The following is a 22,934-nucleotide window of genomic DNA, read 5'->3' as shown; positions in this document are numbered from 1 at the left end:
AACAACCGTGTCGCTGCCGTCGAAGACCCGGCACACACTGTGGGAGACAGCATGACCGCATCGGACGATCCGCCACTGACCGGTCCCCGGCACGACTACGGGCCGGCGAACGACGCCGACGGCACCCGCGTGGTACGTGCCGGGCTGCCCGCCGAGGAGCCGTACGAGCCGCCGCTGCCCGGCCCGGTCTTCGCCGCCCACTACCACCTGCCCGGCGAGGTGGAAGGGGCGCCGTACTCCTACGGGCGGGACGCCAACCCGACCTGGTCGCGGCTGGAGGCGGCGCTGGCCGAACTGGAGGCGCCGGGCGATCCGGACGCCGAGGTGATCGCTTTCTCCTCCGGGATGGGCGCGATCTCCGCGGTGCTGCTCTCCCAGGTCCGGCCGGGCCAGACGGTGGTGCTGCCCTCGGACGGCTACAACCTGCTGGCCGCGCTCCACGAGCGGCTGGAGGGCTTCGGTGTGCAGGTGCGGACGGCGCCGACGGGTGGCGGCGCCCAGCGCGCCGAGCTGGACGGGGCGAGCCTGCTGTGGCTGGAGACGCCCTCCAACCCGGGGCTCGACGTGTGCGACATCCGCGAGTTGGCGGGCGCGGCACATGAGCGGGGCGCGCTGGTGGCGGTCGACAACACCCTGGCCACCCCGCTCGGGCAGCGCCCCCTCCTGCTGGGCGCCGACATCTCGGTGGCCAGCGGCACCAAGGCGCTGACCGGGCACGGCGATGTGCTCCTCGGCTACGTCGCCACCCGTAACGCCCAGGTCGCGGCGGCGGCACGCGCCTGGCGCAAGACGGTCGGCGCGATTCCCGGGCCGATGGAGGCGTGGCTGGCGCACCGTTCGCTGGCGACGCTCGATGTCCGTACCCAGCGCCAGGCGGGCAACGCGCTGGCCGTCGCCGAGGCGCTCGGCGCCCGCCCGGAGGTGCGCGACGTCCGCCACCCGGGGCTGCCCGGCGACCCCGCACACCCACTGGCGGCCCGTCAGATGAGCCGCTACGGCTGTGTCGTCTCCTTCACCCTGCCCGACCAGGCGTACGCCAACCGGTTCCTGGCCCGGCTGCGGCTGGTGAGCGACGCCACCAGCTTCGGCGGGGTCCGCTCCACCGCTGAACGCCGCGGCCGCTGGGGCGGCGACGCGGTGCCGGACGGCTTCGTCCGGATGTCGGTCGGTGTGGAGGACAGCGCGGACCTGGTGACGGACATCCGCCGTGCCCTGGACGAGGCTGCCGGCTGAGCCGACCGGGACCGGCTGAGCCGACCGGGGCGGCCGGGCGAGCAGCCGGTGCCCCGCCAGGCCGAGGCCGGTGCGACCCCGCGCCAGGGCGGTACGGCCGGCAGGGCGGTACGGCTAGGCCGTGGGGGTCTCCGGGCCGCCGTACTCGGGGCTGGAGTAGTCGGGGCTGGAGAAGCGCGGGGGACGGGAGTGCGCCTCTTCCGTCGTCTCGGAGGCGGGACGGCTGGAGAACCCGGGGTGCGAGTAGCCCAGCCGACTGCCCGGTGTCCGTGAGACATAGGCCGTCGGGGCCCGCTCCGGGCCGTTCGGATCGGCCAGCGCCTCCTGGAGGAACGGCACGATGCCGCGCTCCAGCAGCGCCTCCCGCCAGGCGGCGCGGGCCAGCGCCACCTCTTCCGCCAGGCGGCTGCCGCCCGGAGCGCCGCGGCGCCCACCTGGGCCCGGGGCCCGGATGGAACTGGCGCCGTTGCGCAGCGCCGCGAACAGCAGGCCGGCCATGGCCACCAGGATCCCGGCCGCCGCGAACGCGGCGAACACCCAGCCCGCGCTGCGGATCGGGCCCGCGACGGCGGGTTCGGGGGAGAGCAGCCGCAGCGCGTACCCCAGCAGCAGGAAGATGACGGCGGCCGTGGCCGCCAGCACAGGGGCGAGCACCGAGACGACCGCGACCAGCCCGGCGCCGGACGCCTCGGCGAGGGTCTCGCCGCCCATCGCGCCGACCAGCTTCTCGCTGACGCTGCTGCCGCCCTGGCCAGGACCGCGCACCTCGGCGGCGCCGTTCCCGTTCCCGGAGCCGCCGTGCGCGCCGGCGCCCGAGACGGAAGGGGCGTTCTCCGGGCGGCGCAGCTCCTCGCGCAGCCGTACGAAGTGCTGGTACTCGGCCTCGGCGCAGGCAGCTATCGCGGTCGCGGCGCTGAGCGCCATCGTGCGCAACTGCTCGGCGTTCAGCCGTTGCCCGACGGCCGCCAGGTCGGGGCGGCGATGGGCGGTTCGCAGTGCCTCGTCGAGGACCCGCTCGAACTCGGGCCGGTCCTCGCGCAGCAGGTGCGGAGCGCTGTTCATGTGCATCCCCCGATGCTCCGTAGGGCCCAGGCGGCCGGTCGAGGGCGGGGCAGGTCAGCAGGCGGACAACTCGCCTCGGCAAGCCGATGGTAGAGCCGTTCGGACGCTGCCTGACAGAGAGTTTCCAGAATTGACCCGCTACAGCGATGCCCCCCAGCCGATCATTTCTGGGAAAACACCTGCCCGGTTATCCGCGCGCGAATCAGAAGCGGTGTGGAACCGTGCTCCGCGCGCCCCCGTCCGCGCCTCACCCGCACGGTGCCCACGCCCCGTCTTCACACCGCCCGCCGCCCTGCTCGCTGCCGCGTCCGCGTCCTGTGGCGCGGGTCACTGCACCAGCGGGAGCTGCGCGATGAGGAGCTTTCCGGCCATCGTCACACCGCCGTCCATGGCGACGGCCAGCCCGTCGGCGTACACGTGCGGGCCGGTGACATCGGGTGCGCTCTCGCCGTCCTCGCTGTCGACCTCGCCCAGCAGATACGGGATCGGGCTGTGCCCGTGCACGATCCGCTTGCCGCCGAAGGTCTCCAGCAGCTCCCGTACGGCAGCCGGGCCCGCGGTCTCCTCGCGGAAGGCGAAGCGCTTGGTGAACTTGCGGAACAGCTCCCAGGTCTCCTCCGCGTCGTTGCGCTGGAGGGCCTCGGTGATCGCGTCGTTGACGTCCTCGATCGTGTCGCCGTAGTCCAGGTAGCACGTCGCGTCGGAGTGCACCAGCAGATGGTTGTCGGCCAGCGCGATGGCGTCCAGTCGGGACATCCACTGCACATGGTGGTCGGCCAGCCGCTCCATGTCGCTGCGCTGGCCGCCGTTGAGCAGCCAGGCGGCCTGGAACGAGGCCGTGCCGGCGCCGGAGTTGACCGGAGTCTCCCCGAACCGCTTCGCGCCGAGCAGCAGCAGCTCGTGGTTGCCCATCAGCGCCTTGCAGTACCCGCCGGCCGCCGCGGCCTCGGCGGAGAGCTGCATGACGAGCTCGATGACGCCGATCCCGTCCGGGCCCCGGTCGGTGAAGTCGCCCAGGAACCACAGCCGCGCGTTGCCCGCGATCCAGTGGCCGTCCGCGTCGATGATCCCGAACTGGCGGAGCGCCGTACGCAGTTCGTCGAGGTAGCCGTGTACGTCCCCGACGACGTAGAGCGGTCCCTCCCCGTCGTTGACCGCCCCGGTCGCCACCGGTACGTCCACCATCGTCGGCTCCGGCCCCTCGCTGCTTCCCGCGGCGGCCACGGCCCCGAGCACGGGCAGGTCGCGGGCGGTCGGCGTGTACTCCTCGGGCGGGCCGCCCTGGCCGGCCCCGACCGCCGCCGAGCCCACCTTCCCGGGCTCTCCCGTCCCGTCCCCACCCGGTACGGGGCCGTTCGGTACGGGGCCGTTCGGTACGGGGCCGTTCGGTACGGAGGCGTCCGGTGTCCGCCCGGTCGCGGTGCGGGGGTCGGTGTGGGCGGGGGCCGGTGCGCCCGGTACCGCCGACGGCTCGACCGGCGAGCGGACCGCGCGCGGGTCGGGCCGCCGCCCCGGGTACGCACGTGTGCCGTCGCCGGTCGGCGGGGCGGCGGACGGGGCCGGTCGGGTGAGCGCCGCTTTCGGTCCTTCCTCCACGGCCGGCTGCGGTGGGACGCGGCTGCCGAGCGGCACCGGAGCGTCCTGCGCCGCGCCGGACAACGCCGGTGCGGTACCCGCGCCGTGCGTCGTCGTCCCGCCGTGCCATACGTCGGGTCCCTGACCGGCCCCCTGAGTCATCGACCCCTCCACCATCGCGCCGCCGCCGTGCACCGCAGGCCTCCCCCTTCCGTGGGGCCCCAGTCGCTGGTCTTTCGGCCGGGGTGCCGCCCCAGATCGGGAGCCGGTCCCGGTGTCGTCCTCCCCCGGCCTTCGGCCGGGGGTGCCCCCAATCATAGGAACGCAGGTCGCGGCTTGTGACGCACCTGGGGGCGCGCATTTGGCGAGGGCGCCCGTCCAGGTGGGAATTCCTCCTGAATCATCCGCTGTCGTACCTTACGGAATCCGCACTCGGGAGCGGCCCGGCCACGCCACTCACTCGGTCGTGGGGGCGCGGGGCGCGCTCACCGTCGTCCGGGCGCCGTCGCGTTGGGAGGACGTGCGGACGATCAGCTCGGTGGGCATCACCCGGTGGACGGGGCGTGCCGGGGCCAGACCCTCGATGACGTCGATCAGCAGTTGGACGACGGCGGTGCCGATCCGGCCGGGCTTCAGCGACAGCGTGGTGATGGGCGGGGCCGTGGTGGCGTAGGCGGGGGACTCGCTGCAGCACACCAGCAGCAGGTCCTCCGGCACCCGCAGTCCGTAGCGGCGCGCCGCGGCCAGCAGATCGGTGCCGTTGGGGTCGAAGAGCCCGTACACCGCGTCGGGGCGGTCGGGTCTGGCGAGCAACCGGTCGGCGGCGACGGCGCCCGCGCACGGGTCGTGTGCGGGGTAGCGCTCGTAGACCGGTTCCTGGCCCACCCGCTCGCACCAGTCCAGATAGGCGGTGGTCGACAGCCGGGTGTAGGTGTCGGTGGTGGTGCCGGTCAGCAGCCCGATACGGCGGGCTCCGGAGGCGGCGAGATGGTCGAGGATGCCGCGGACGGCCGCCTCGTGGTCGTTGTCGACCCAGGCGGCCACCGGGAGGGAGTCGCTGGGGCGGCCGTCGGAGACGACGGGGAGCCCGGAGCGGAGCAACTCGCTGACGATGGGGTCCTGGGCCGAGGGGTCGACCACCACGGTGCCGTCGAGCGCGACGTTCGACCACACATCGGGGCCGCCCGCTCCGGCCGGCCCGCGCCGGGCCGGTGCGGGCAGGATGACCAGCGCATAGCCGCGGGCCAGCGCGGCCGAGGTGGCGGCGGCCGCCATCTCGGCGAAGTAGGCGAACTCCGTGAAGGTGAACGGTTCTTCGCCGTATGTCGTCACGGTCAGGCCGATCAGGCCCGATTTTCCCGTGCGCAGCGTTCGCGCGGCGGCCGACGGGCGGTAGCCCAGCCGCTCTGCGACCTCGCGGACGTGGCTGCGCGTCGCGTCCGGGAGGCGGCCCTTTCCATTGAGGGCGTCGGAGACAGTCGTGATGGAGACACCGGCTGCGGCGGCGACATCCCTGATGCCCGCCCGCCCGTTCAGCCGGGCCCCGCCGCGCGGCGAGGGGCACCTCCCGGCCACGGACGGGGGGACGGAGGCCGATGTCCGACCCGCCTGCTGCTTCTCTGCTGCTGTCATGGCGAGCCGATCGTAGGCCCGCAGGATGCTGACGGCGGGGACCGTCCGAGAGCCGGGTGGAGGCACGATTCTGCATGAGCCACTCGCGCCGACGACCATGGAAACCCCAGCTCGCGAGGGGGTGTGCACCGTTTGCCGGGCTGTGGGGGGTGGGCTGCTGCGGTGCGGGGGCGAGGTGGCGGACAGGTCGCAACTCACCTTCACGAGCGACGCGCGCCACCGCGCCCGCCACCAGCGCGCGGAGCGGCCCGGCGCACGCAGGCGCGTGCATGGGAGCGCGTGGCGGGAGCGTACGTATGCGCGCCCCGGGGCCCGGAACGGGGTTCCGAGCCGGGGTCCGGAGCGAGGTGCCGAGCGGGGTTTCCGAGCCGGGGTCCGGAGCCCCCGGCTCGCCGGTCGTCGGGAGGCCGCACCCGGTTCGGCGCGGTCCCGTCCCGGTCGGGCTCTACGCCGTGCGGGTGAATCCTCATAAGGTGAAGAGCATTGGCGGCGTGCGGTACGCGGCTGCACGAGGTCCAGGGTGACGACGGAGGAGGAGCAGCGGTGAGTGACAAGAGCGAGCGGAGTGCGGGTGGCCCGCGGCTGCGCGAGGTGCTGGAGGACATTCCCAGCTACAAGCCGGGGCGCCCGGCCGCTGCCGGCGGTCCCGTCTCCTACAAGCTGTCGTCGAACGAGAACCCCTACCCGCCGCTGCCCGGGGTGCTGGAGTCGGTGACGTCTGCCGCGGCGTCCTTCAACCGCTACCCGGACCTGGCCTGCACGGAACTGTACGCACAGCTGGCCGAGCGTTTCGGGGTGCCCGCCGCGCATCTGGCGACCGGTACCGGCTCGGTCGGTGTGGCCCAGCAGCTCCTCCAGGCGACCGCCGGGCCCGGTGACGAGGTGATCTACGCCTGGCGCTCCTTCGAGGCCTATCCGATCATCACCCAGATCTCCGGTGCGGCCTCGGTGCGGGTGCCGCTGACCGGGGGCGCGGAGCTGGAGGCGCACGATCTGGACGCGATGGCGGATGCGATCACCGATCGCACCCGTCTCATCTTCGTCTGCAATCCCAACAACCCCACGGGTGCCGCCATCCCCGGCGCGGAGCTGGAGCGCTTCTTGGACCGGGTGCCCGACCAGGTGCTGGTGGTGCTGGACGAGGCGTACCGCGAGTTCGTCCGGGACGAGCAGATGGTCGACGGGCTGGAGCTGTACCGCGACCGGCCGAACGTGTGTGTGCTGCGGACCTTCTCCAAGGCGTACGGCCTGGCCGGGCTGCGGGTCGGCTTCGCGGTCGCCCACGAGCCGGTGGCCGCGGCGCTGCGGAAGACCGCGGTCCCGTTCGGTGTGAGCCAGCTCGCACAGGAGGCCGCCATCGCCTCGCTGCGCAGCGAGGACGCACTGCAGGAGCGGGTCGAGGCGCTTGTGAAAGAACGCACACGCGTGCTCGCCGAGCTGCGGGGCCAGGGCTGGACGGTGCCCGAATCGCAGGCCAACTTCGTCTGGCTGCGGCTGGGGGAGCGCACCTCGGCCTTCGCGGAGCGCGCGGAGGAGGCCGGCGTCACCCTCCGCCCCTTCGCGGGCGAGGGCGTGCGGGTGACCGTCGGGGAGACCGCGGCCAACGACATCTTTTTGCAGGTCGCAGCGGCCTTCCGTAAGGAGGTCTGACCCCTTCGGCCGTGGGCGCCCGGTCCGCCGCGTGGGCGGGCGGGGCGCCCACCGGTCGCGGTGACCCCCTGACATGTCCGAAATCGTCGCGTCGTACGCTAGGTCTTGTGAATGTGAACGCATTCACGAGAGCTCGCCCGAACGGGGGCGCTGCCTGAAGGAGAGAGCGACGTGAATCTTGCGTTGGCGCCGGAGACACTGGCGCGCTGGCAGTTCGGCATCACGACCGTCTACCACTTCCTCTTCGTCCCGCTCACGATCTCGCTGGCCACCCTCACCGCGGTGCTCCAGACGGCGTGGGTGCGGACGGACAAGGAGAAGTACCTCAAGGCGACCCGATTCTGGGGCAAGCTCTTTTTGATCAACATCGCCATGGGTGTGGTCACCGGCATCGTGCAGGAGTTCCAGTTCGGGATGAACTGGTCCGCCTACTCCCGCTTCGTCGGGGACATATTCGGCGCGCCGCTCGCCTTCGAGGCGCTGATCGCGTTCTTCATGGAGTCGACGTTCATCGGGCTGTGGATCTTCGGCCGGGACAAGCTGCCGAAGAAGCTGCACCTGGCGACGATCTGGCTGGTCGCCTTCGGCACCGTCGCCTCGGCGTACTTCATCCTGGCCGCGAACTCCTGGATGCAGCACCCGGTCGGCTACCGCATCAACGAGGAGACCGGCCGTGCCGAGATGACCGACTTCTTCGGGATCCTGTTCCAGAACACCGCGCTGGCGCAGTTCTTCCACACCATGACGGCGGCCTTCCTCACCGGCGCCGCGTTCATGGTCGGCATATCCGCGTACCACCTGCTCCGCAAGAAGCACATACCCGTGATGCGCAGTTCGCTGCGGCTCGGGCTGATCACCCTGGTGGCCGCCGGACTGCTCACCGTCGTCAGCGGCGACCGGCTCGGCAAGATCATGTACGAGCAGCAGCCGATGAAGATGGCCTCGGCCGAGGCGCTGTGGGAGACCCAGGCGCCGGCCCCGTTCTCCGTCTTCTCCTACGGCGACGTCGACAAGGGCCACAACAAGGTCGCCATCGAGATCCCCGGCGTGCTCTCCTTCCTCGCGCACGACAACTTCCACGAGGCCGTCCCCGGCATCAACGACACCAACGCGCAGCTGCGGGAGAAGTACAAGGCCGACACCGGCCTGGACGACTACCGGCCCAACATCCCCGTCGCCTACTGGTCGTTCCGCTGGATGATCGGCTTCGGAATGGCCTCCTTCACGCTCGGTGCCGTCGGCCTCTACCTCACCCGCCGCCGGTTGTGGCTGGCCGAGCGGCTGCGGACCGGCGAGGACGAGATACCTCGGCTCGCCCTGACCAGGAACCGCGAGCTCAACCCGCGGCTGGGCACCTGGTACTGGCGGCTGTCCGTCCTCACCCTCGGCTTCCCGCTGATCGCCAACGCGTGGGGCTGGATCTTCACCGAGACGGGCCGTCAGCCCTGGGTGGTCTACGGCGTACTGCCCACCTCGGCCGCCGTCTCCCCCAGCGTCTCCCAGGGCGAGGTCCTCACCTCCCTCATCGTCTTCACCTCGCTGTACGCGCTGCTCGCCGTGATCGAGGTCCGGCTGCTGGTCAAGTACGTCAAGGCCGGGCCGCCCGAGCTGACCGAGGCCGACCTCAATCCGCCCACCCGGATCGGCGGCGGCTCCGCGGGCGCCGATGCCGACGCCGAAGACCGGCCGATGGCCTTCTCGTACTGAGCTCTCACCACAGACAGGGGCGCTGAGCAATGCAACTGACCGACGTCTGGTTCGTCGTCATAGCCGTCCTGTGGATCGGCTACTTCTTCCTGGAGGGCTTCGACTTCGGGGTCGGCATCCTCACCAAGCTGCTCGCCCGGGACCGGGCCGAGCGGCGGGTACTGATCAACACCATCGGACCGGTCTGGGACGGCAACGAGGTGTGGCTGCTCAGCGCGGGCGGCGCCACCTTCGCCGCGTTCCCCGAGTGGTACGCCACCCTCTTCTCCGGCTTCTACCTGCCGCTGCTGGTCATCCTCGTCTGTCTGATCGTGCGCGGTGTCGCCTTCGAGTACCGCGCCAAGCGCCCGGAGGAGCGCTGGCAGCGCAACTGGGAGCACGCGATCTTCTGGACGTCGCTGATCACCGCGTTCCTGTGGGGTGTGGCCTTCGCCAACATCGTCCGGGGCGTCAAGATCGACGCGGAGATGGAGTACGTCGGCGGCCTGACCGACCTGTTCAGCCCGTACGCGCTGCTGGGCGGCCTGGTCACGCTGACCCTCTTCACCTTCCACGGCGCCGTCTTCACCGCGCTCAAGACCCTCGGCGACATCCGGACCCGCGCCCGCCGGCTGGCCACCGGAGTGGGCGCCGCCGCCGCCGTGCTCGCCGTCGTCTTCCTGCTGTGGACGCAGGCCGACCGGGGCGACACGGCCTCGCTGGTGGCGACGGTGGTCGCCGCCGTGGCGCTGCTCGCCGCGCTCGGCACCAACCTCGCGGGCCGCGAGGGCTGGTCGTTCACCTTCTCCGGGCTGGCCATCGTGGCCGCCGTGGCGATGCTCTTCCTCTCCCTCTTCCCCGACGTCATGCCCTCGACGCTGAACGAGGACTGGAGCCTCACCGTCACCAACGCGGCCTCCACCCCCTACACGCTGAAGATCATGACCTGGTGCGCGGCCATCGCCACCCCCGTCGTCCTGCTCTACCAGGGCTGGACCTACTGGGTGTTCCGTAAGCGCATCGGTACCCACCACCTCGCCCCCTCCGGCGGGCACTGAGCCGTGCGTCGAACGGAGGTGAACCGTCCATGAAGCCCGTCGACCCGCGGTTGCTGCGGTACGCCCGCGCGACGCGCGTCTTCCTCGTCGCGGCCGTGGCCCTCGGACTCGCCGGGGCCGGACTCGTCGTCGCCCAGGCCGTGCTGCTCGCCGATGTGATCGTCGGCGCCTACCGGCACGGCGAGTTCGAGCGTGGCGCCCTCCTGCTGCTGGCGGCCGTCTCGCTCGCCCGGGGCCTGGTCTCCTGGCTGACCGAGCTGGCCGCGCACCGGTCCGGGGCCGCCGTCAAGTCGCAGCTGCGTGTGAGGCTGCTGGAGCGGGCCACCACGCTCGGGCCCGGCTTCCTCACCACTCAGCGCACCGGCGAGTTGACCACCCTCGCCACCCGGGGCATCGACGCGCTCGACGACTACTTCGCCCGCTATCTGCCCCAACTGGGCCTCGCCGTCGTGGTGCCCGTCGCGGTACTGGCCCGCATCGTGACCGCCGACTGGATCTCGGCCGCCATCATCGTCGTCACTCTGCCGCTGATCCCGGTGTTCATGGCGCTCATCGGCTGGGCCACCCAGTCGCGCATGGACCGGCAGTGGAAGCTGCTCGCCCGGCTGTCCGGCCACTTCCTCGATGTCGTCGCCGGGTTGCCGACGTTGAAGGTCTTCGGCCGCGCCAAGGCCCAGGCCGACAACATCCGCACCATCACCGCCGACTACCGTCGCGCCACCCTGCGCACGCTGCGCCTGGCGTTCCTGTCGTCGTTCGCGCTGGAGCTGCTGGCGACCATCTCCGTCGCCATCGTCGCCGTCAGCATCGGCACCCGGCTCGTCCACGGCGACCTCGACCTGCACACCGGGCTCATGGTGCTCATCCTCGCCCCCGAGGCCTATCTGCCGCTGCGCCAGGTGGGCACCCACTACCACGCCGCCGCCGAAGGGCTCGCCGCCGCGGAGTCCGTCTTCGACGTCCTGGAGCGCCCGGTGCCCACCCGCGGCTGTGCCCAGGTGGACGTCCGGGAGGCCCCCCTGACGCTGGAGGGGGTCGCCGTACGGCACGAGGGCCGCACCGGGTGGTCGCTCCCGCCGACGGACCTGGTGATCCGGCCTGGTGAGACGGTCGCCCTGACCGGTCCCTCCGGCGGCGGCAAGTCCACGCTGCTGTCGGTGCTGCTGGGCTTCACCCCGGCGACACAAGGGCGGGTGCTGGTCGGCGGGGTGCCGCTGTCCTCGCTCGACCGCGCCGCCTGGCACCAACAGATCGCCTGGGTGCCGCAGCACCCCTATCTCTTCGCGGGAACCGTCGCCGACAACGTGCGCCTCGCGCGTCCCGACGCCGACCGGGGCGCCGTCGCCCGCGCCCTCGCCGACGCCGGGGCGCCGGAGCTCGACCCGGCGCTGGAGTTGGGGGAGTCCGGTGCCGGGCTGTCCGCGGGGCAGCGCCGCCGCGTCGCGCTGGCGCGGGCCTTCCTCGCCGACCGGCCCCTCGTCCTGCTGGACGAGCCCACGGCGGCCCTGGACGGCGGCACGGAGGCGGCCGTGCTGACCGCCGTCCGCCGTCTGACCAGGACCAAGACGGTGGTGTTGGTGACCCACCGCCCGGCGCTGCTGGCGGCGGCCGACCGGGTGCTCACCCTGTCTCCACCGGTCTCGGCCGCGGAGCCGCCCGTCGCCGGGAGCGGCGGCGGGCGATCCCTCGACCGGGGGCCGGGGGAGTACCGGGGCAGTGCGCAGCCGCCGGCCGACCCGCAGCCCGACACTGCCGTGAGCGCCGCCACGACCCGGGGCCCCGGGACGGGGGCGGGCGCCGCCACGAACCGGAGCCCCGGGACGGGGGCGGGCGCCGCCATCGCGCGGAGCCCGCTCGCCCGGGTGCGGGCCGACGGCCGGGGGGCGGGCCTGGGCCGCAGGTTCGGCCTGGCCCTCGCCCTGGGGGCGCTCGCGCTGGCCAGTGCGGTCGGCCTGATGGCCACCTCGGGGTGGCTGATATCGCGGGCCGCCCAACAGCCCCCGATCCTCTACCTCATGGTGGCGGTCACCGCGACCCGGGCCTTCGGTATCGGTCGTGCCGTCTTCCGCTACGCGGAACGCCTCGTCTCGCACGATGCCGCCCTCCGCGTCCTGGCGGCCCTCCGCGTCACCGTCTACCGACGTCTGGAGCGCCTCGCCCCGGCGGGACTCAAACACAAGGCACGCGGTGACCTGCTCACCCGTCTCGTCGCCGATGTGGACGCGCTCCAGGACTACTTCCTGCGCTGGCTGCTCCCGGCGACCGTCGCCGCAACGGTCGGCGTGGTGACTGTGGCCTTCACCGCCTGGCTCCTGCCCGCCGCCGGCGCGGCCCTCGCCGTGGGGTTGGCGGTGGCGGGCGTCGCCGTCCCGGCCCTCACGGCGGTGCTCTCGCGCCGCACCGAGCGCCGACTCGCCCCTGCCCGCGCCGACCTGGCGGTCCGTACGGTGGACCTGCTCACCGGGACCGCGTCCGGTGAACTCCCGGTCTCCGGCGCGCTCGCCGCCCGCCGCGCCGAGGTGACGGCGGCCGACGCCACGCTGACCCGGATCGCGGCCCGCTCCGCCTCCCGTACGGCGCTGGCGTCCGGGCTGAGCACCCTCGCCGCCGGCCTGACGGTGACGGTGGCGGCCTGGGCGGGCGCGCGCGCCACCACGGGCGGTGCGCTGGACGGCCTGCTGCTGGCCACGGTCGTCCTCACGCCGCTCGCCGTGTTCGAGGTCGTCACGCCGCTGCCGCAGGCGGTGCAGTTCCGGCAGCGGGTGCGGCGCTCGGCGGAGCGGGTGCACGAGGTGCTGGACGCGCCCGCACCCGTCCAGGAACCGGCGGCCCCCCGGCCGCTGCCGGCCGACCCCTTCCCTCTCCGCGTCCGCGGACTGACCGTCCGCTATCCGGACGCGCCGGTCGGGGCGCCGCCCGCCCTGCTCGGCTTCGACCTGGACCTGGTGCCGGGCCACCGGGTGGCCGTGGTCGGCGCTTCGGGCTCCGGCAAGACGACACTCGCCAACGCGCTGCTCCGCTTCGTGGACCCGCAGCACGGCTCCTACACCTTCGGCGCGGCCCCGGCCGTCTCCGCGTTCGACATCCCCACCGACACCGTCCGACAGCAGGTCGGCCTCTGTGCCCAGGACGCCCACCTGTTCGACAGCTCGCTCCGGGAGAACCTCCGGCTGGCCCTCCCCCGGTCCCGGGCCGAGCAGACCCCCACGACGGCGACGGAGTCCCGGATGCACGCGGCTCTCGCCGCCGCCCGGCTCGACGACTGGGTGGCCACCCTGCCGGACGGTCTGGACACCCTCGTCGGTGAGCACGGCGCCAAGCTCTCCGGGGGCCAGCGGCAGCGCCTCGCGCTGGCCCGCGCGCTCCTCGCGGACTTCCCCGTCCTCGTCCTGGACGAGCCCGCCGAGCACCTCGATCTGCCCACCGCCGACGCGCTGACCGCCGATCTGCTGGCGGCGACGGAGGGCCGCACCACCGTGCTGATCACCCACCGGCTCCAGGGCCTGGCAGCGGTGGACGAGATCGTCGTGCTCGACCACGGACGCCCGGTCGAACGCGGCAGCTACCACGAACTCGCCTACGCCGACGGCCCGTTCGCGGCCATGCTGGCCCGCGAGCGCGCGGCGGCGCACGCCGTGGCGGTGCCCTGACCGACCGGCCCGCCTACCGCGCCCGCTCGGCCGCGCTGCGCTCGACGCAGAACTCGTTGCCCTCCGGGTCGGCGAGTGTCACCCACCCCAGGCCCTCCGGGGTGCGGTGGTCGGCGACGAGGGTGGCGCCCAGCGCCAGGATGCGCTCGACCTCCTCGTCCCGGGTGCGGTCCTGCGGCTGGAGGTCGAGGTGCACCCGGTTCTTGACGGTCTTGGCGTCGGTGACGTTGACGAACAGCAACGTCGAACCGGGCGCCTCCACCAGCGCTTCGGGATCGCCGGGCCGGTCGTCGTCGGAGAGGGACCCGTCCAGCACCGTGGCCCAGAAGCTGCCGAGCCGGTAGGCGTCGTGGCAGTCGAATGTGAGGTGGCGCACCAGAGAAGACATACGACGAACTATCGGCCACCCGGCCCCGTCGGTCCATCGCGTTTCGCCACCGCTCGCGGACGGTGGCCGTGAGGATGGGACTCGGTGCCCACGGCGACGGTGTTCGCGGCGACGATCGCGAGTACGGCCAGCCAGGAGACCGGCGGCAGGTGCTGGCCGAGCGCCACCAGACCGATCAGCGCCGCGGCCACCGGGCTCACACTCATGAAGACACCGAAGAAGTGGGCCGGGACACGGCGCAGCGCCAGCAGGTCGGACAGGAACGGAACGGCGGAGGAGAGCACTCCGGCCGCCAGGGCGCAGCCCACCGCGGCGGGGGTGGGACGGTGGTGCAGCAGTGCGGCGAGGCCGATCGGCAGATACAGCGCTCCCGAGACCAGCGCCGCTGCGGCCGAACCCTGCGCCCCGGGCAGGCGCTCTCCCACCGTGCGGTTGAGCAGGATGTAGCAGCCCCAGCAGACGGCCGCCAGCAGGGCGAGCGCGATACCGAGGTAGTCGGTGCTCGGCTCGGGGCGCACCAGGACGACCACCGCGGCCGCGGCGACCACCGCGCATCCCAGGTGCAGTCGGCGCCGCGAACCGGCCAGCGCGACGGTCAGCGGACCGAGGAATTCCAGCGTGACCGCGAGGCCGAGACCGATCCGGTCGATGGCCGAGTACAGCGCCAGGTTCATGGCCGCGAACACCACGGCCAGTCCGAGCACGGGCCGCCACTGGGCGGCCGTGAACGCGGCGAGCCGCGGTCGGCCGGCGGCCAGCAGCAGCACGGCGGCCACCCACTGGCGTACCGCCACCACCCCCACCGGGCCCATCGCCGGGAAGGCGAGGGAGGCGATGGCCGCGCCGGACTGGCTGGAGACGCTGCTGGCCAGCATCAACGCCAGCCCGGTCCACCGGCTCCGACCGGTGGCGCGGGCCGTCTCGGCGGCGGGGGCTGAGCGACGTGCGGGAGCGCTGGGCAGTGCCATGCCCGCACTGTCCACCGCGCCCGTGCATACGCAAAATGCATCTGTGGAGCCATCGATACGCCGACGGTATGGATGGCGTATGAATGGGCGTGTGGGTGGCCGTACGGACGTGGGTGTATGAACAGGACCTCGGAGCTGGAGCTGCGCCAGTTGCGCTGCCTGGTCGCGATCGTCGACACCGGCAGCTTCACCGACGCCGCCCTCGAACTCGGCGTCTCCCAGGCGTCGGTCAGCCGCACCCTGCGGTCGTTGGAGCAACTGCTCGGCGTGCGGCTGCTGCACCGCACCAGCCGCACCGTCAGCACCACCACCGCGGGGGTGGAGGTCCTGGTCCGCGCCCGCCAGCTGCTCGCGGAGGCCGACAACCTGGTCCGCGCGGCCACCACGGGGCACACCCGGCTCCGCCTCGGCCACGCCTGGGCCTCCCTGGGACGGCACACCACCGAGTTCCAGCGCCGCTGGGCGGAGCGCCACCCCGACATCGAGCTGCAGCTGATCCGGCACAACAGCCCGACCGGCGGACTGGCCGAGGGCGTGTGCGACCTGGCCATCGTCCGCACCGCCGTCGACCGGCACCGCTACGCCCACACCGTCCTCGGTGACGAGCGCCGCTGTCTGGCTCTGGCCTCCGACGACCCCTGGGCCAAGCGCCGCAGCATCCGGCTGGAGGAGGTCCGGCAGCGCACCGTCGTGGTGGACCGGCGCACCGGCACCACCACCCTCGACCTGTGGCCGGCGGACGCCCGCCCGGCCATCGAGTACACCCAGGACATCGACGACTGGCTCGCCGCCATCGCGGGCGGTCGCTGTGTCGGCGTCACTCCTGAGGCGACCAGCACCCAGTACCGCCGGGTGGGCATCACCTACCGCCCCCTCCGCGACGCCGCGCCGGTCCCCGTCCAGCTCATCTGGCAGCCCCACGACCCCCACCCGGCCACCCACGCGGCGGCCGCCCTCCTCACCGACCTCTACCGCGAACGCCGGCGGCGCTGAGCCGGTGGTCGCCGTCCGGGTCAGGGCGGTGCGGCGAGGGCCGGCCGCCCCGTCAGGGAGTGCAGGCCGCCGCTATCGACACGCTGTTCTCGTACAGATGGTGCCGGGTGATCCGGCCGTTCTCGACGGTGAGGCGCAGCGCGAAGGGGCCCGCGAAGGACTTGCCCGTCGCGCGGACGGTTCCTGACAGCTGCCCCGTCAAGACGGCGTCGGCGCCGTCGACGAGGAAGGTGTCCACGGACGCGTGGGCGTCCTCCGCCACGGTGTGCTCGGCCAGCTCCGCGGACTGGGCGGCGCACTCGGCAGCGGTGGAGCGGGGCCGGATCCAGGGAACCACGGGGTTCTCGGCGAGCTGCCAGTCGACCTCGTCGGCGAACAGCGCGGTGAGCCCCTCGGTGTCCCCGGCGAGGCGGAGGGTGAGGAACTTCTCGACGGTGGCGCGGGTGGCGTCCGCTGTGGTGGTTGTCATGGGCCCCAGCCTGCCGGGCTGCCCGCAGGGCGTCGATTACGCCGCAGGTAAGGGCCGCCGGAGGTAAAGGGTTCGGACGCAAGGGCCGCCGGGGGCAAGGGCCGCCGGAGGGGCCCGGGAGAAGCCGCCGAGGGGGGACACCGTCCGGTCAGAGGAAGCTTTCGATGATGGTGGCCACGCCGTCGTCCTCGTTGGATGCCGTGGTGTGGGTGGTGCTGAGAAGGACCTCCGGGTGGGCGTTGGCCATGGCGTAGGAGGTGCCCGCCCAGGTGAGCATGGCCAGGTCGTTGGGCATGTCACCGAAGGCGACGACCTCTTCCGGGCTGATGCCGCGCTCTTCGCAGGCGAGGGCGAGGGTGCTGGCCTTGCTGACGCCGCGGCCCGAGATCTCCAGCAGGGCGCTGGGGCTGGACCGGGTGAACTCGGCGTGGGAGCCGGCGGCCGTGCGGCCGAGGGCGAGGAACTCGTCGGGGTCGCCCACCGGATGGTGGGCGAGGAGTTTCACGATGGGCTCGGCGCGGTGGCCCTCGTCCCCGTCGGCCAGCAGCTCGTCGACGGGCGCGTAGGAGACGCCGGGGTCCTGGGGGAAGGAGGGGTACTCGGGCTCGTAGTGGATGCCCCCGGTGCGCTCGACGGCGAAGCTGACGCCGGGCGCCGCGGTACGCAGGGCCAGGACGACGGCGAGCGCGTCCCGCCGCGCGAGTTCCCGTACCCGGATCACCCGGCGGCCCGCGTGCAGGTCGACGATGGCCGCGCCGTTGGCGCAGATGGCCAGCCCGTGGCCGTGTACGTGCTCGCTGACGACATCCATCCAGCGGGCGGGGCGGCCGGTGACGAAGAACACCTCGATCCCGGCGGACTCCGCCGCGGCGAGGGCCGCGATGGTGCGGTCGGAGACCGTCTTGTCGTTCCGCAGCAGAGTGCCGTCCAGATCGGTGGCGATCAGCCGGGGCGCGGTGCGCCTGCCGAGCGACGGCGGGTTCTGCGGGGACCGGGAGACCAAGGGGGCGGACGTACTAGTCGGATGAGTCACGAGCACTATCTTCCCGCATATGCCTGAACAAGCGTGCGAAGCTCCGCCCATATGAGAGGCGGATGAGAGCACAACGCGAGGGCCAGGGGGCACGCGAGCGCACGGAAGGGGCGCACGGGGTGGAGTGAGCACCCCCTCGGCCCGGTTGCGTCTGACTTGATCAGAGCAGGTCAGAACAGTCTTATCGTCCTCTCACCCACCAAACAGGCACAATCGAAGAAAGCGCCTCATAAGTGCTGTGCTGCCACGCCACAGCTTCCGCGCGACAGCTTCCGCACCTCGGGAAGGAGCGGCCGTCATGGCCCGTCACTCGCGCTACGTCGCAGACCGTGGTCTGACCACCCGGATGGTCACCACCATGTTCCTGATCGGCCTGCTCTACGTCGTCCTCGTCGGCGTCCTGGTGGCGGTGCTGGGCAACGCCTGGCCCATCGTGCTGGTGATCGCGGGCGCGCTGTTTGTCGCCCAGTTCTGGTTCAGCGACAAGATCGCCGCCTTCAGCATGGGCGCTCGCGAGGTCACCCCGCAGCAGGCACCGGAGCTGCACGGCGCGGTCGACCGGCTGTGCGCTCTCGCCGACATGCCCAAGCCACGGGTGGCCATCGCCGACAGCGACGTGCCCAACGCGTTCGCCACGGGCCGTAACCAGAAGAACGCCCTGGTGTGCGCGACCACCGGACTGATGCGTCGCCTGGAGCGGGACGAACTCGAAGGGGTGCTCTCGCACGAGCTGTCGCACGTCGCACACCGTGACGTCGCCGTCATGACGATCGCCTCGTTCCTCGGTGTGCTGGCGGGGATCATGACCCGGATGGCCCTGTGGGGCGGCATCGGCCGCAGCGCCGGCCGGGACAACAACGGGGTAGGGCTGCTCCTGCTGCTCGTTCCGCTGGTCAGCGCGGTGGTCTACGTGATCAGCTTCCTGCTCACCCGGCTGCTGTCCCGCTACCGCGAGCTGTCCGCCGACCGTGCCGGCGCCCTGCTGACCGGACGCCCCTCCAGCCTCGCCTCGGCCCTCACCAAGATCAGCGGCGACATGGCCCGCATCCCCACCCGGGACCTGCGCAAGGCCGAGCCGTACAACGCGTTCTTCTTCGTGCCCGCCTTCTCCGGCGAGAGCCTCGCCTCGCTCTTCTCCTCGCACCCCAAGCTGGACAAGCGGCTCGACCAGCTCAGCCGGATATCCGCCCAGCTCGGGCAGTGAGCCCGCCGCCGGACGACATCCGAGCCGTCGGACGACATTCGAAGGGAGACGGCCCGTGGGCTTTCTGGACGTGCTCCTCGGCCGCAGCAAGCCCAAGCGGCCCGACCTCGACCAGCTCTTCGCGCTGCCCGCCGCCGCGCTGACCCTCCAGGCAGGGACCGCGTTCGAGCCGACCGGCGTCGGCGCCGTGTGCTTCGCCAGTGTGGAGGGCGGCGCCTTCACCCGGCTGCGGCGGGACGTACGGGAGCTGCTGGACGCGGACACCGCGCGGGGCGGAATCCCCGTCGAGTTCGACCAGGACTCCTACGGCTACACATGGCTCACCGCGCGCCAGCCGCCCGACGACATGGCGGCGCTCGTCAACGACCTGCACGCCGTCAACACCCTCCTCGCCGAGGGCGGGTTCGGCCCGCAACTGCTCTGCTCGCTCGTGTCCTTCCGGCAGGAGGGATCGGGCGCCTCACTCGCCCTGATCTACCTCTACAAGCGCGGCACCTTCTACCCCTTCGCCCCGCTGTCCGGCGGTGCCGAGAAGCGAGACAACGGCCTGGAGCTCCAAGTGCGGGGCCTGCTGGCCGACGACCTCCCGGTGGAGGAGGACCTCAGCCGCTGGTTCCCCGTCTGGGGTGCCCCGGGACTGTGATTCCGGGGACCATATGTGGCCCTGCGACCTCGCGACGCCGCGGCCTTGTGACCCTCTTGGCAACCCCTGCCGGTGAGCGGCGCATTCCGCTCTGGCAGGATCATCCGCCAAAGCAATGGTCCGGTTGTATGGGCGAGCCGCCCCGGCCGGGCGCGGGGAGCTTCAACGGGGAGAGTGAGGAAGACATGCGTACGTGGACTCGTGCTGTTCCGGCGGTGGCCGGAGCGTTGGTGCTCGCCGTGGCACTGACCGGCTGCAACGACTCGGACGGCTCGGGGAAGAAGAAGGGCAGCTCCGGCTCGCACTCCGACTCCGACTCCGGTTCGGACTCCGGTTCCGACTCGTCCGGCGGCAAGACGACGTTCAGCCTGGGCGAGACCAGCCCGGTGCAGAAGAGCGACACGAAGGAGTCCAAGGGCGCCACGTACACGGTCACACCGACCAAGGTGCAGACCGGTACGAAGGCCGACATGGACAACTCCGGCCTCAAGAAGGACAAGGAAGACGGTCCGCAGATCCCCGTGTACGTCTGGTCGACGCTCACCCACAAGAGCGGCAAGACCATGGAACTCGGCGACATGGACGACGACCTGGTCGTCAAGACGGACAAGGGCAAGCGCACCAAGGCCCTCATCGTGATCATGGGTGAGGCCAAGTGGCCCAACTGCCCCGCGGTGGACACCGACAAGAAGCTGAACGCGGGCGACTCGGAGAAGATCTGCTCCGCCTTCCTCATCCCCGAGGGCCAGAAGGCCGCAGCGGTCGAACTGAGCCGGGGCTTCTACAAGGACCCGCTGGAGTGGCCGGTCAAGAACTGACCACGTCCCGGACCCCAGGTCCCGGACTCAAGATCCCGGGGCGCCGCCGGTGACACCGGAGCTCCGCGGACGGTCGACAAGTGCGCGTACCCGCATACGGGTACGCGCACTTGCCGTTTCACGAGCGCGAGCACGGGTGCGGGCACGAGTGTGGGTGTGGGGGCGGGTGCGGGTGCGGGTGCGGGTGCGGGTGCGGGCGCGGGCGCGGGCGCGCTCGCGGGTTCGTGGGACGGGGTGACGGGCTGACGGGTCCGGGGGCGCATCCGCTGTCGGCGAACCCCGGTCCGCTGTCGGCGAATTGGTCTGGGCGTGCGCGTCACACGGTGCTTGAGTGACGGAATGGAGACCTTGGTTCTGGGCGGAACAGCGTGGGTGGGCCGGGAGCTGTCGCGGCAGGCGATCGAGCGCGGCCACCGGGTGACGTGCCTGGCGCGCGGCGAGAGCGGAGACGTGGCCGAGGGCGCGACGCTGGTCGCCGCCGACCGGCGCGACCCCGCGGCGTACGCCCCCTTGCTCGACCGCACCTGGGACGCCGTCCTGGAGGTGTCATGGCAGCCGGGCTTCGTACGCGGGGCACTCGACGCACTGGGAGCCAGAGCCCGGCACTGGGTGTACGTCTCCTCCGGCAACGTCTACGCCTCCCACGCGGCGGTGGACACGGACGAGACCGCCGCTCTGCTCGCCCCGACCGACCGGGACGAGACCGACCGGTCGCTGTACGGCGAGGCGAAGGTCGCCTGCGAGCAGGCGGCGTCGGCCGCCGTGGGCGACCGCCTGCTGATCGCCCGCGCCGGGCTCATCGGCGGGCCGGGGGACGGCAGCGGACGGACGGGCTACTGGGTCGCCCGGGCCGCCCGCGATCCGCAGGGTCCGATGCTGGTACCCGACACCCCGGCCCTTCCGACCCAGGTCGTCGACGTACGGGACCTCGCAGCCTGGCTGCTCGACGCCGCGGAGAAGCGCACCACCGGCACCTACAACGCCGTCGGGCCTGTCCTCCCCTTTGCGGAGTGGATCGAGCTGTCCCGCGCCGTGGCCGGGCACACCGGCCCGGTGGTCACCGCCGACTCGGACTGGCTGCTCGCACAGCAGGTGGCCCAGTACATGGGCCCGGAGTCGCTGCCGATGTGGCTGGTGGAGCCCGGTTGGGAGGGCTTCTCCGCCCGGAACGGATCGGCGGCGCGCGCCGCCGGGCTCCACCACCGGCCGCGCCAGGACATGCTGGCCGACACACTGCGCTGGGAGCGCGAACAGGGCCTCGACCGCCCCCGCCGAGCCGGCCTCGGCGCCGAGCGCGAACGTGAACTGCTCGCGGCGCTGGGCTGATGCGGCCGGACGCAGACGGCGCCGGGCCGGACGCTGATGGCGCCGGGCCGGGGCCGTCGGGGAACGCCGTCGGCGTGGTGGGCTGCGCTGCGTGATCGCGGCTTAGCATGACGCCATGGCGAAGACGGCGACGATCTACCACAACACGCGCTGCGGTACGTCCAGGAAGGTCCTGTCCCTCTTGGAGGACGCGGACTACGACATCGAGATCGTGGAGTATCTGAAGACCCCACCGGACGCGGCCACCCTGCGGCAGCTGATCACCGACGCGGGAGTGGGCGTACGGGACGCCGTACGGACGAAGGAGGCCGAGTACAAGGAGCTCGGCCTCGACCGGCCGGACGTGACCGACGACGAGCTGATCACAGCCATGACCGAGCACCCGGCCCTGATCCAGCGCCCGTTCGTGGTGACGGAGAAGGGCACCCGCCTGGCCCGCCCGGTCGAGGTCGCCGAAGAGGTGCTGTGAGCCCTGCTCCGGCCTTTGGCCCCTGAGCACCGGGCCTCTGCCTCTGCCCCTGCGCTGTCCGCGACAGCGCAGGGGTGGCCGGTACCCGGCCTCGGCCCATGGACGAGGGCGGGCCACGTTCTAGGGTGACGGGCATGGACACTGCGGGTACCGGAGCGGCAAGCGGGGCGGCAACCGGGCCCACGGCTGAGGCCCTGGCCGAGGAGCGGGCGCGGGTGGACGCGTTCCGCGCCCGGATAGCCGCCCCCGCGCTGATCGACGTCCACACGCACTTCATGCCCGAGCGACTGCTGGCGAAGGTGTGGGCGTACTTCGACGCAGCCGGGCCGCTGGTCGGGCGACAGTGGCCGATCAGCTACCGCACCGACGAGCAGCGGCGGCTGGAAGCTCTCCGCGGTTTCGGCGTACGCGCGTTCACCGCGATGCTCTACCCGCACAAGCCGGGCATGGCCCGCTCCCTCAACGACTGGGCGGCCGACTTCGCGGCCCGTACGCCCGACTGCCTGCACACCGCCACCTTCCATGCCGAACCCGGCGCGGCCGGCGACGTGCGCCGCGCACTCGACCAGGGGGCCCGCGTCTTCAAGTGCCATCTGCAGGTCGGCGGTTTCGACCCGCGCGACCCGCAACTGGACGAGGTGTGGGGGCTGCTCGCCGAGGCGCGCGTACCGGTGGTGACGCACTGCGGCTCGGGTCCCGTACCCGGAGCGTTCACCGGCCCGGGTCCGATCGGTGCCGTACTCGACCGGCACCCAGGGCTGCGGCTGGTCGTCGCCCACCTCGGGATGCCGGAGTACACCGACTTCCTCGCGCTGGCCGAGCGCCATGCGGCGGTCATGCTGGACACCACGATGGCCTTCACCCACTTCGTCGAGGAGAGCACGCCCTTCCCCCGGGACGCCCTGCCCCGGCTGGCCGCGCTCGGCGACCGCGTACTGCTGGGCACCGACTTCCCCAACATCCCGTACGCCTACGCCGATGCCCTGGAATCGCTGGAGGAGCGGACCGGGCTCGGGGCGCAGTGGCTGCGGGCCGTCTGCCACGACAACGCGGCCCGCCTCTTCGGCCTGTCCTGAG

The 22,934-nt window shown here is 72.5% G+C and carries 19 protein-coding genes; 12 read left to right on the top strand and 7 right to left on the bottom strand.

Annotated features, from left to right (window positions below):
- Positions 1-51 precede the first annotated feature (51 nt).
- On the top strand, positions 52-1,233 hold the full coding sequence (locus tag KBY19_RS00670; protein ID WP_099886636.1) for a cystathionine gamma-lyase: 1,182 nt from the start codon (positions 52-54) through the stop codon (positions 1,231-1,233).
- Between the two features lie 114 nt (positions 1,234-1,347).
- Here the strand turns inward: KBY19_RS00670 and KBY19_RS00665 are convergent, their stop codons facing one another.
- The 3 genes from KBY19_RS00665 to KBY19_RS00655 all read right to left on the bottom strand — a co-directional run bounded on the left by KBY19_RS00665 (position 1,348) and on the right by KBY19_RS00655 (position 5,502).
- Complete coding sequence (locus KBY19_RS00665; protein ID WP_099882736.1) at positions 1,348-2,301, bottom strand: hypothetical protein; 954 nt, start codon at positions 2,299-2,301, stop codon at positions 1,348-1,350.
- A gap of 321 nt (positions 2,302-2,622) precedes the next feature.
- Positions 2,623-4,032: a metallophosphoesterase family protein gene (locus KBY19_RS00660; RefSeq protein ID WP_247690453.1), complete on the bottom strand. Its 1,410-nt coding sequence runs from the start codon at positions 4,030-4,032 to the stop codon at positions 2,623-2,625.
- A gap of 294 nt (positions 4,033-4,326) precedes the next feature.
- Complete coding sequence (locus KBY19_RS00655; RefSeq protein WP_099882734.1) at positions 4,327-5,502, bottom strand: LacI family DNA-binding transcriptional regulator; 1,176 nt, start codon at positions 5,500-5,502, stop codon at positions 4,327-4,329.
- A 543-nt stretch (positions 5,503-6,045) separates the two neighbouring features.
- Between KBY19_RS00655 and hisC the strand changes: the two genes are divergently transcribed.
- The 4 genes from hisC to cydD all read left to right on the top strand — a co-directional run bounded on the left by hisC (position 6,046) and on the right by cydD (position 13,546).
- Positions 6,046-7,152 carry a histidinol-phosphate transaminase gene (hisC, locus tag KBY19_RS00650; RefSeq protein ID WP_099882732.1) on the top strand — a complete coding sequence of 369 codons (1,107 nt, stop codon included), beginning with the start codon at positions 6,046-6,048 and terminating at the stop codon, positions 7,150-7,152.
- 171 nt (positions 7,153-7,323) lie between these two features.
- Entirely contained in the window at positions 7,324-8,859 is a 1,536-nt protein-coding gene (locus tag KBY19_RS00645) for a cytochrome ubiquinol oxidase subunit I (protein WP_099882730.1), read from the top strand.
- Between the two features lie 29 nt (positions 8,860-8,888).
- The gene (gene cydB / locus KBY19_RS00640; RefSeq protein WP_099882728.1) at positions 8,889-9,896 is read left to right on the top strand and encodes a cytochrome d ubiquinol oxidase subunit II; all 1,008 of its coding nucleotides are present in this window, start codon (positions 8,889-8,891) and stop codon (positions 9,894-9,896) included.
- A 29-nt stretch (positions 9,897-9,925) separates the two neighbouring features.
- On the top strand, positions 9,926-13,546 hold the full coding sequence (gene cydD / locus KBY19_RS00635; RefSeq protein ID WP_185017580.1) for a thiol reductant ABC exporter subunit CydD: 3,621 nt from the start codon (positions 9,926-9,928) through the stop codon (positions 13,544-13,546).
- A gap of 13 nt (positions 13,547-13,559) precedes the next feature.
- On the opposite strand, the gene KBY19_RS00630 is transcribed toward cydD, so the two are convergent.
- The gene (locus tag KBY19_RS00630; protein ID WP_099882724.1) at positions 13,560-13,934 is read right to left on the bottom strand and encodes a VOC family protein; all 375 of its coding nucleotides are present in this window, start codon (positions 13,932-13,934) and stop codon (positions 13,560-13,562) included.
- Between the two features lie 8 nt (positions 13,935-13,942).
- A complete protein-coding gene (locus KBY19_RS00625) occupies positions 13,943-14,809 on the bottom strand; it encodes a DMT family transporter (protein ID WP_210964934.1) in 867 nt (288 codons plus the stop codon).
- A 210-nt stretch (positions 14,810-15,019) separates the two neighbouring features.
- Here KBY19_RS00625 and KBY19_RS00620 point away from each other — a divergent pair, with 210 nt between their 5' ends.
- On the top strand, positions 15,020-15,895 hold the full coding sequence (locus KBY19_RS00620) for a LysR family transcriptional regulator (RefSeq protein ID WP_099882720.1): 876 nt from the start codon (positions 15,020-15,022) through the stop codon (positions 15,893-15,895).
- A gap of 52 nt (positions 15,896-15,947) precedes the next feature.
- Here the strand turns inward: KBY19_RS00620 and KBY19_RS00615 are convergent, their stop codons facing one another.
- Positions 15,948-16,364: a nuclear transport factor 2 family protein gene (locus KBY19_RS00615; RefSeq protein WP_099882718.1), complete on the bottom strand. Its 417-nt coding sequence runs from the start codon at positions 16,362-16,364 to the stop codon at positions 15,948-15,950.
- Between the two features lie 148 nt (positions 16,365-16,512).
- Positions 16,513-17,397, bottom strand: a complete 885-nt coding sequence (locus tag KBY19_RS00610) for a Cof-type HAD-IIB family hydrolase (protein ID WP_307843412.1) — start codon at positions 17,395-17,397, stop codon at positions 16,513-16,515.
- Between the two features lie 298 nt (positions 17,398-17,695).
- On the opposite strand from KBY19_RS00610, the gene htpX reads away from it, so the two are divergent.
- The 6 genes from htpX to KBY19_RS00580 all read left to right on the top strand — a co-directional run bounded on the left by htpX (position 17,696) and on the right by KBY19_RS00580 (position 22,933).
- Positions 17,696-18,601: a zinc metalloprotease HtpX gene (gene htpX, locus KBY19_RS00605; RefSeq protein ID WP_099882714.1), complete on the top strand. Its 906-nt coding sequence runs from the start codon at positions 17,696-17,698 to the stop codon at positions 18,599-18,601.
- A gap of 55 nt (positions 18,602-18,656) precedes the next feature.
- Complete coding sequence (locus KBY19_RS00600) at positions 18,657-19,244, top strand: hypothetical protein (protein WP_099882712.1); 588 nt, start codon at positions 18,657-18,659, stop codon at positions 19,242-19,244.
- A gap of 185 nt (positions 19,245-19,429) precedes the next feature.
- The gene (locus KBY19_RS00595) at positions 19,430-20,062 is read left to right on the top strand and encodes a hypothetical protein (protein ID WP_099886634.1); all 633 of its coding nucleotides are present in this window, start codon (positions 19,430-19,432) and stop codon (positions 20,060-20,062) included.
- 339 nt (positions 20,063-20,401) lie between these two features.
- The gene (locus KBY19_RS00590) at positions 20,402-21,388 is read left to right on the top strand and encodes an NAD-dependent epimerase/dehydratase family protein (protein ID WP_210955864.1); all 987 of its coding nucleotides are present in this window, start codon (positions 20,402-20,404) and stop codon (positions 21,386-21,388) included.
- 115 nt (positions 21,389-21,503) lie between these two features.
- Positions 21,504-21,857, top strand: a complete 354-nt coding sequence (gene arsC / locus KBY19_RS00585) for an arsenate reductase (glutaredoxin) (protein WP_099882705.1) — start codon at positions 21,504-21,506, stop codon at positions 21,855-21,857.
- A 134-nt stretch (positions 21,858-21,991) separates the two neighbouring features.
- Positions 21,992-22,933 carry an amidohydrolase family protein gene (locus tag KBY19_RS00580; RefSeq protein WP_185017578.1) on the top strand — a complete coding sequence of 314 codons (942 nt, stop codon included), beginning with the start codon at positions 21,992-21,994 and terminating at the stop codon, positions 22,931-22,933.
- The last annotated feature ends 1 nt before the right edge of the window (position 22,934 follow it).

It is taken from the genome of Streptomyces sp. B15 (genome assembly GCF_018070605.1).
In the GTDB taxonomy this organism is placed as follows: Bacteria; Actinomycetota; Actinomycetes; order Streptomycetales; family Streptomycetaceae; genus Streptomyces; species Streptomyces smyrnaeus.
The sequence above is the reverse complement of the archived record's forward strand: the minus strand, read 5'-3'. Positions and strand labels throughout refer to the sequence as shown.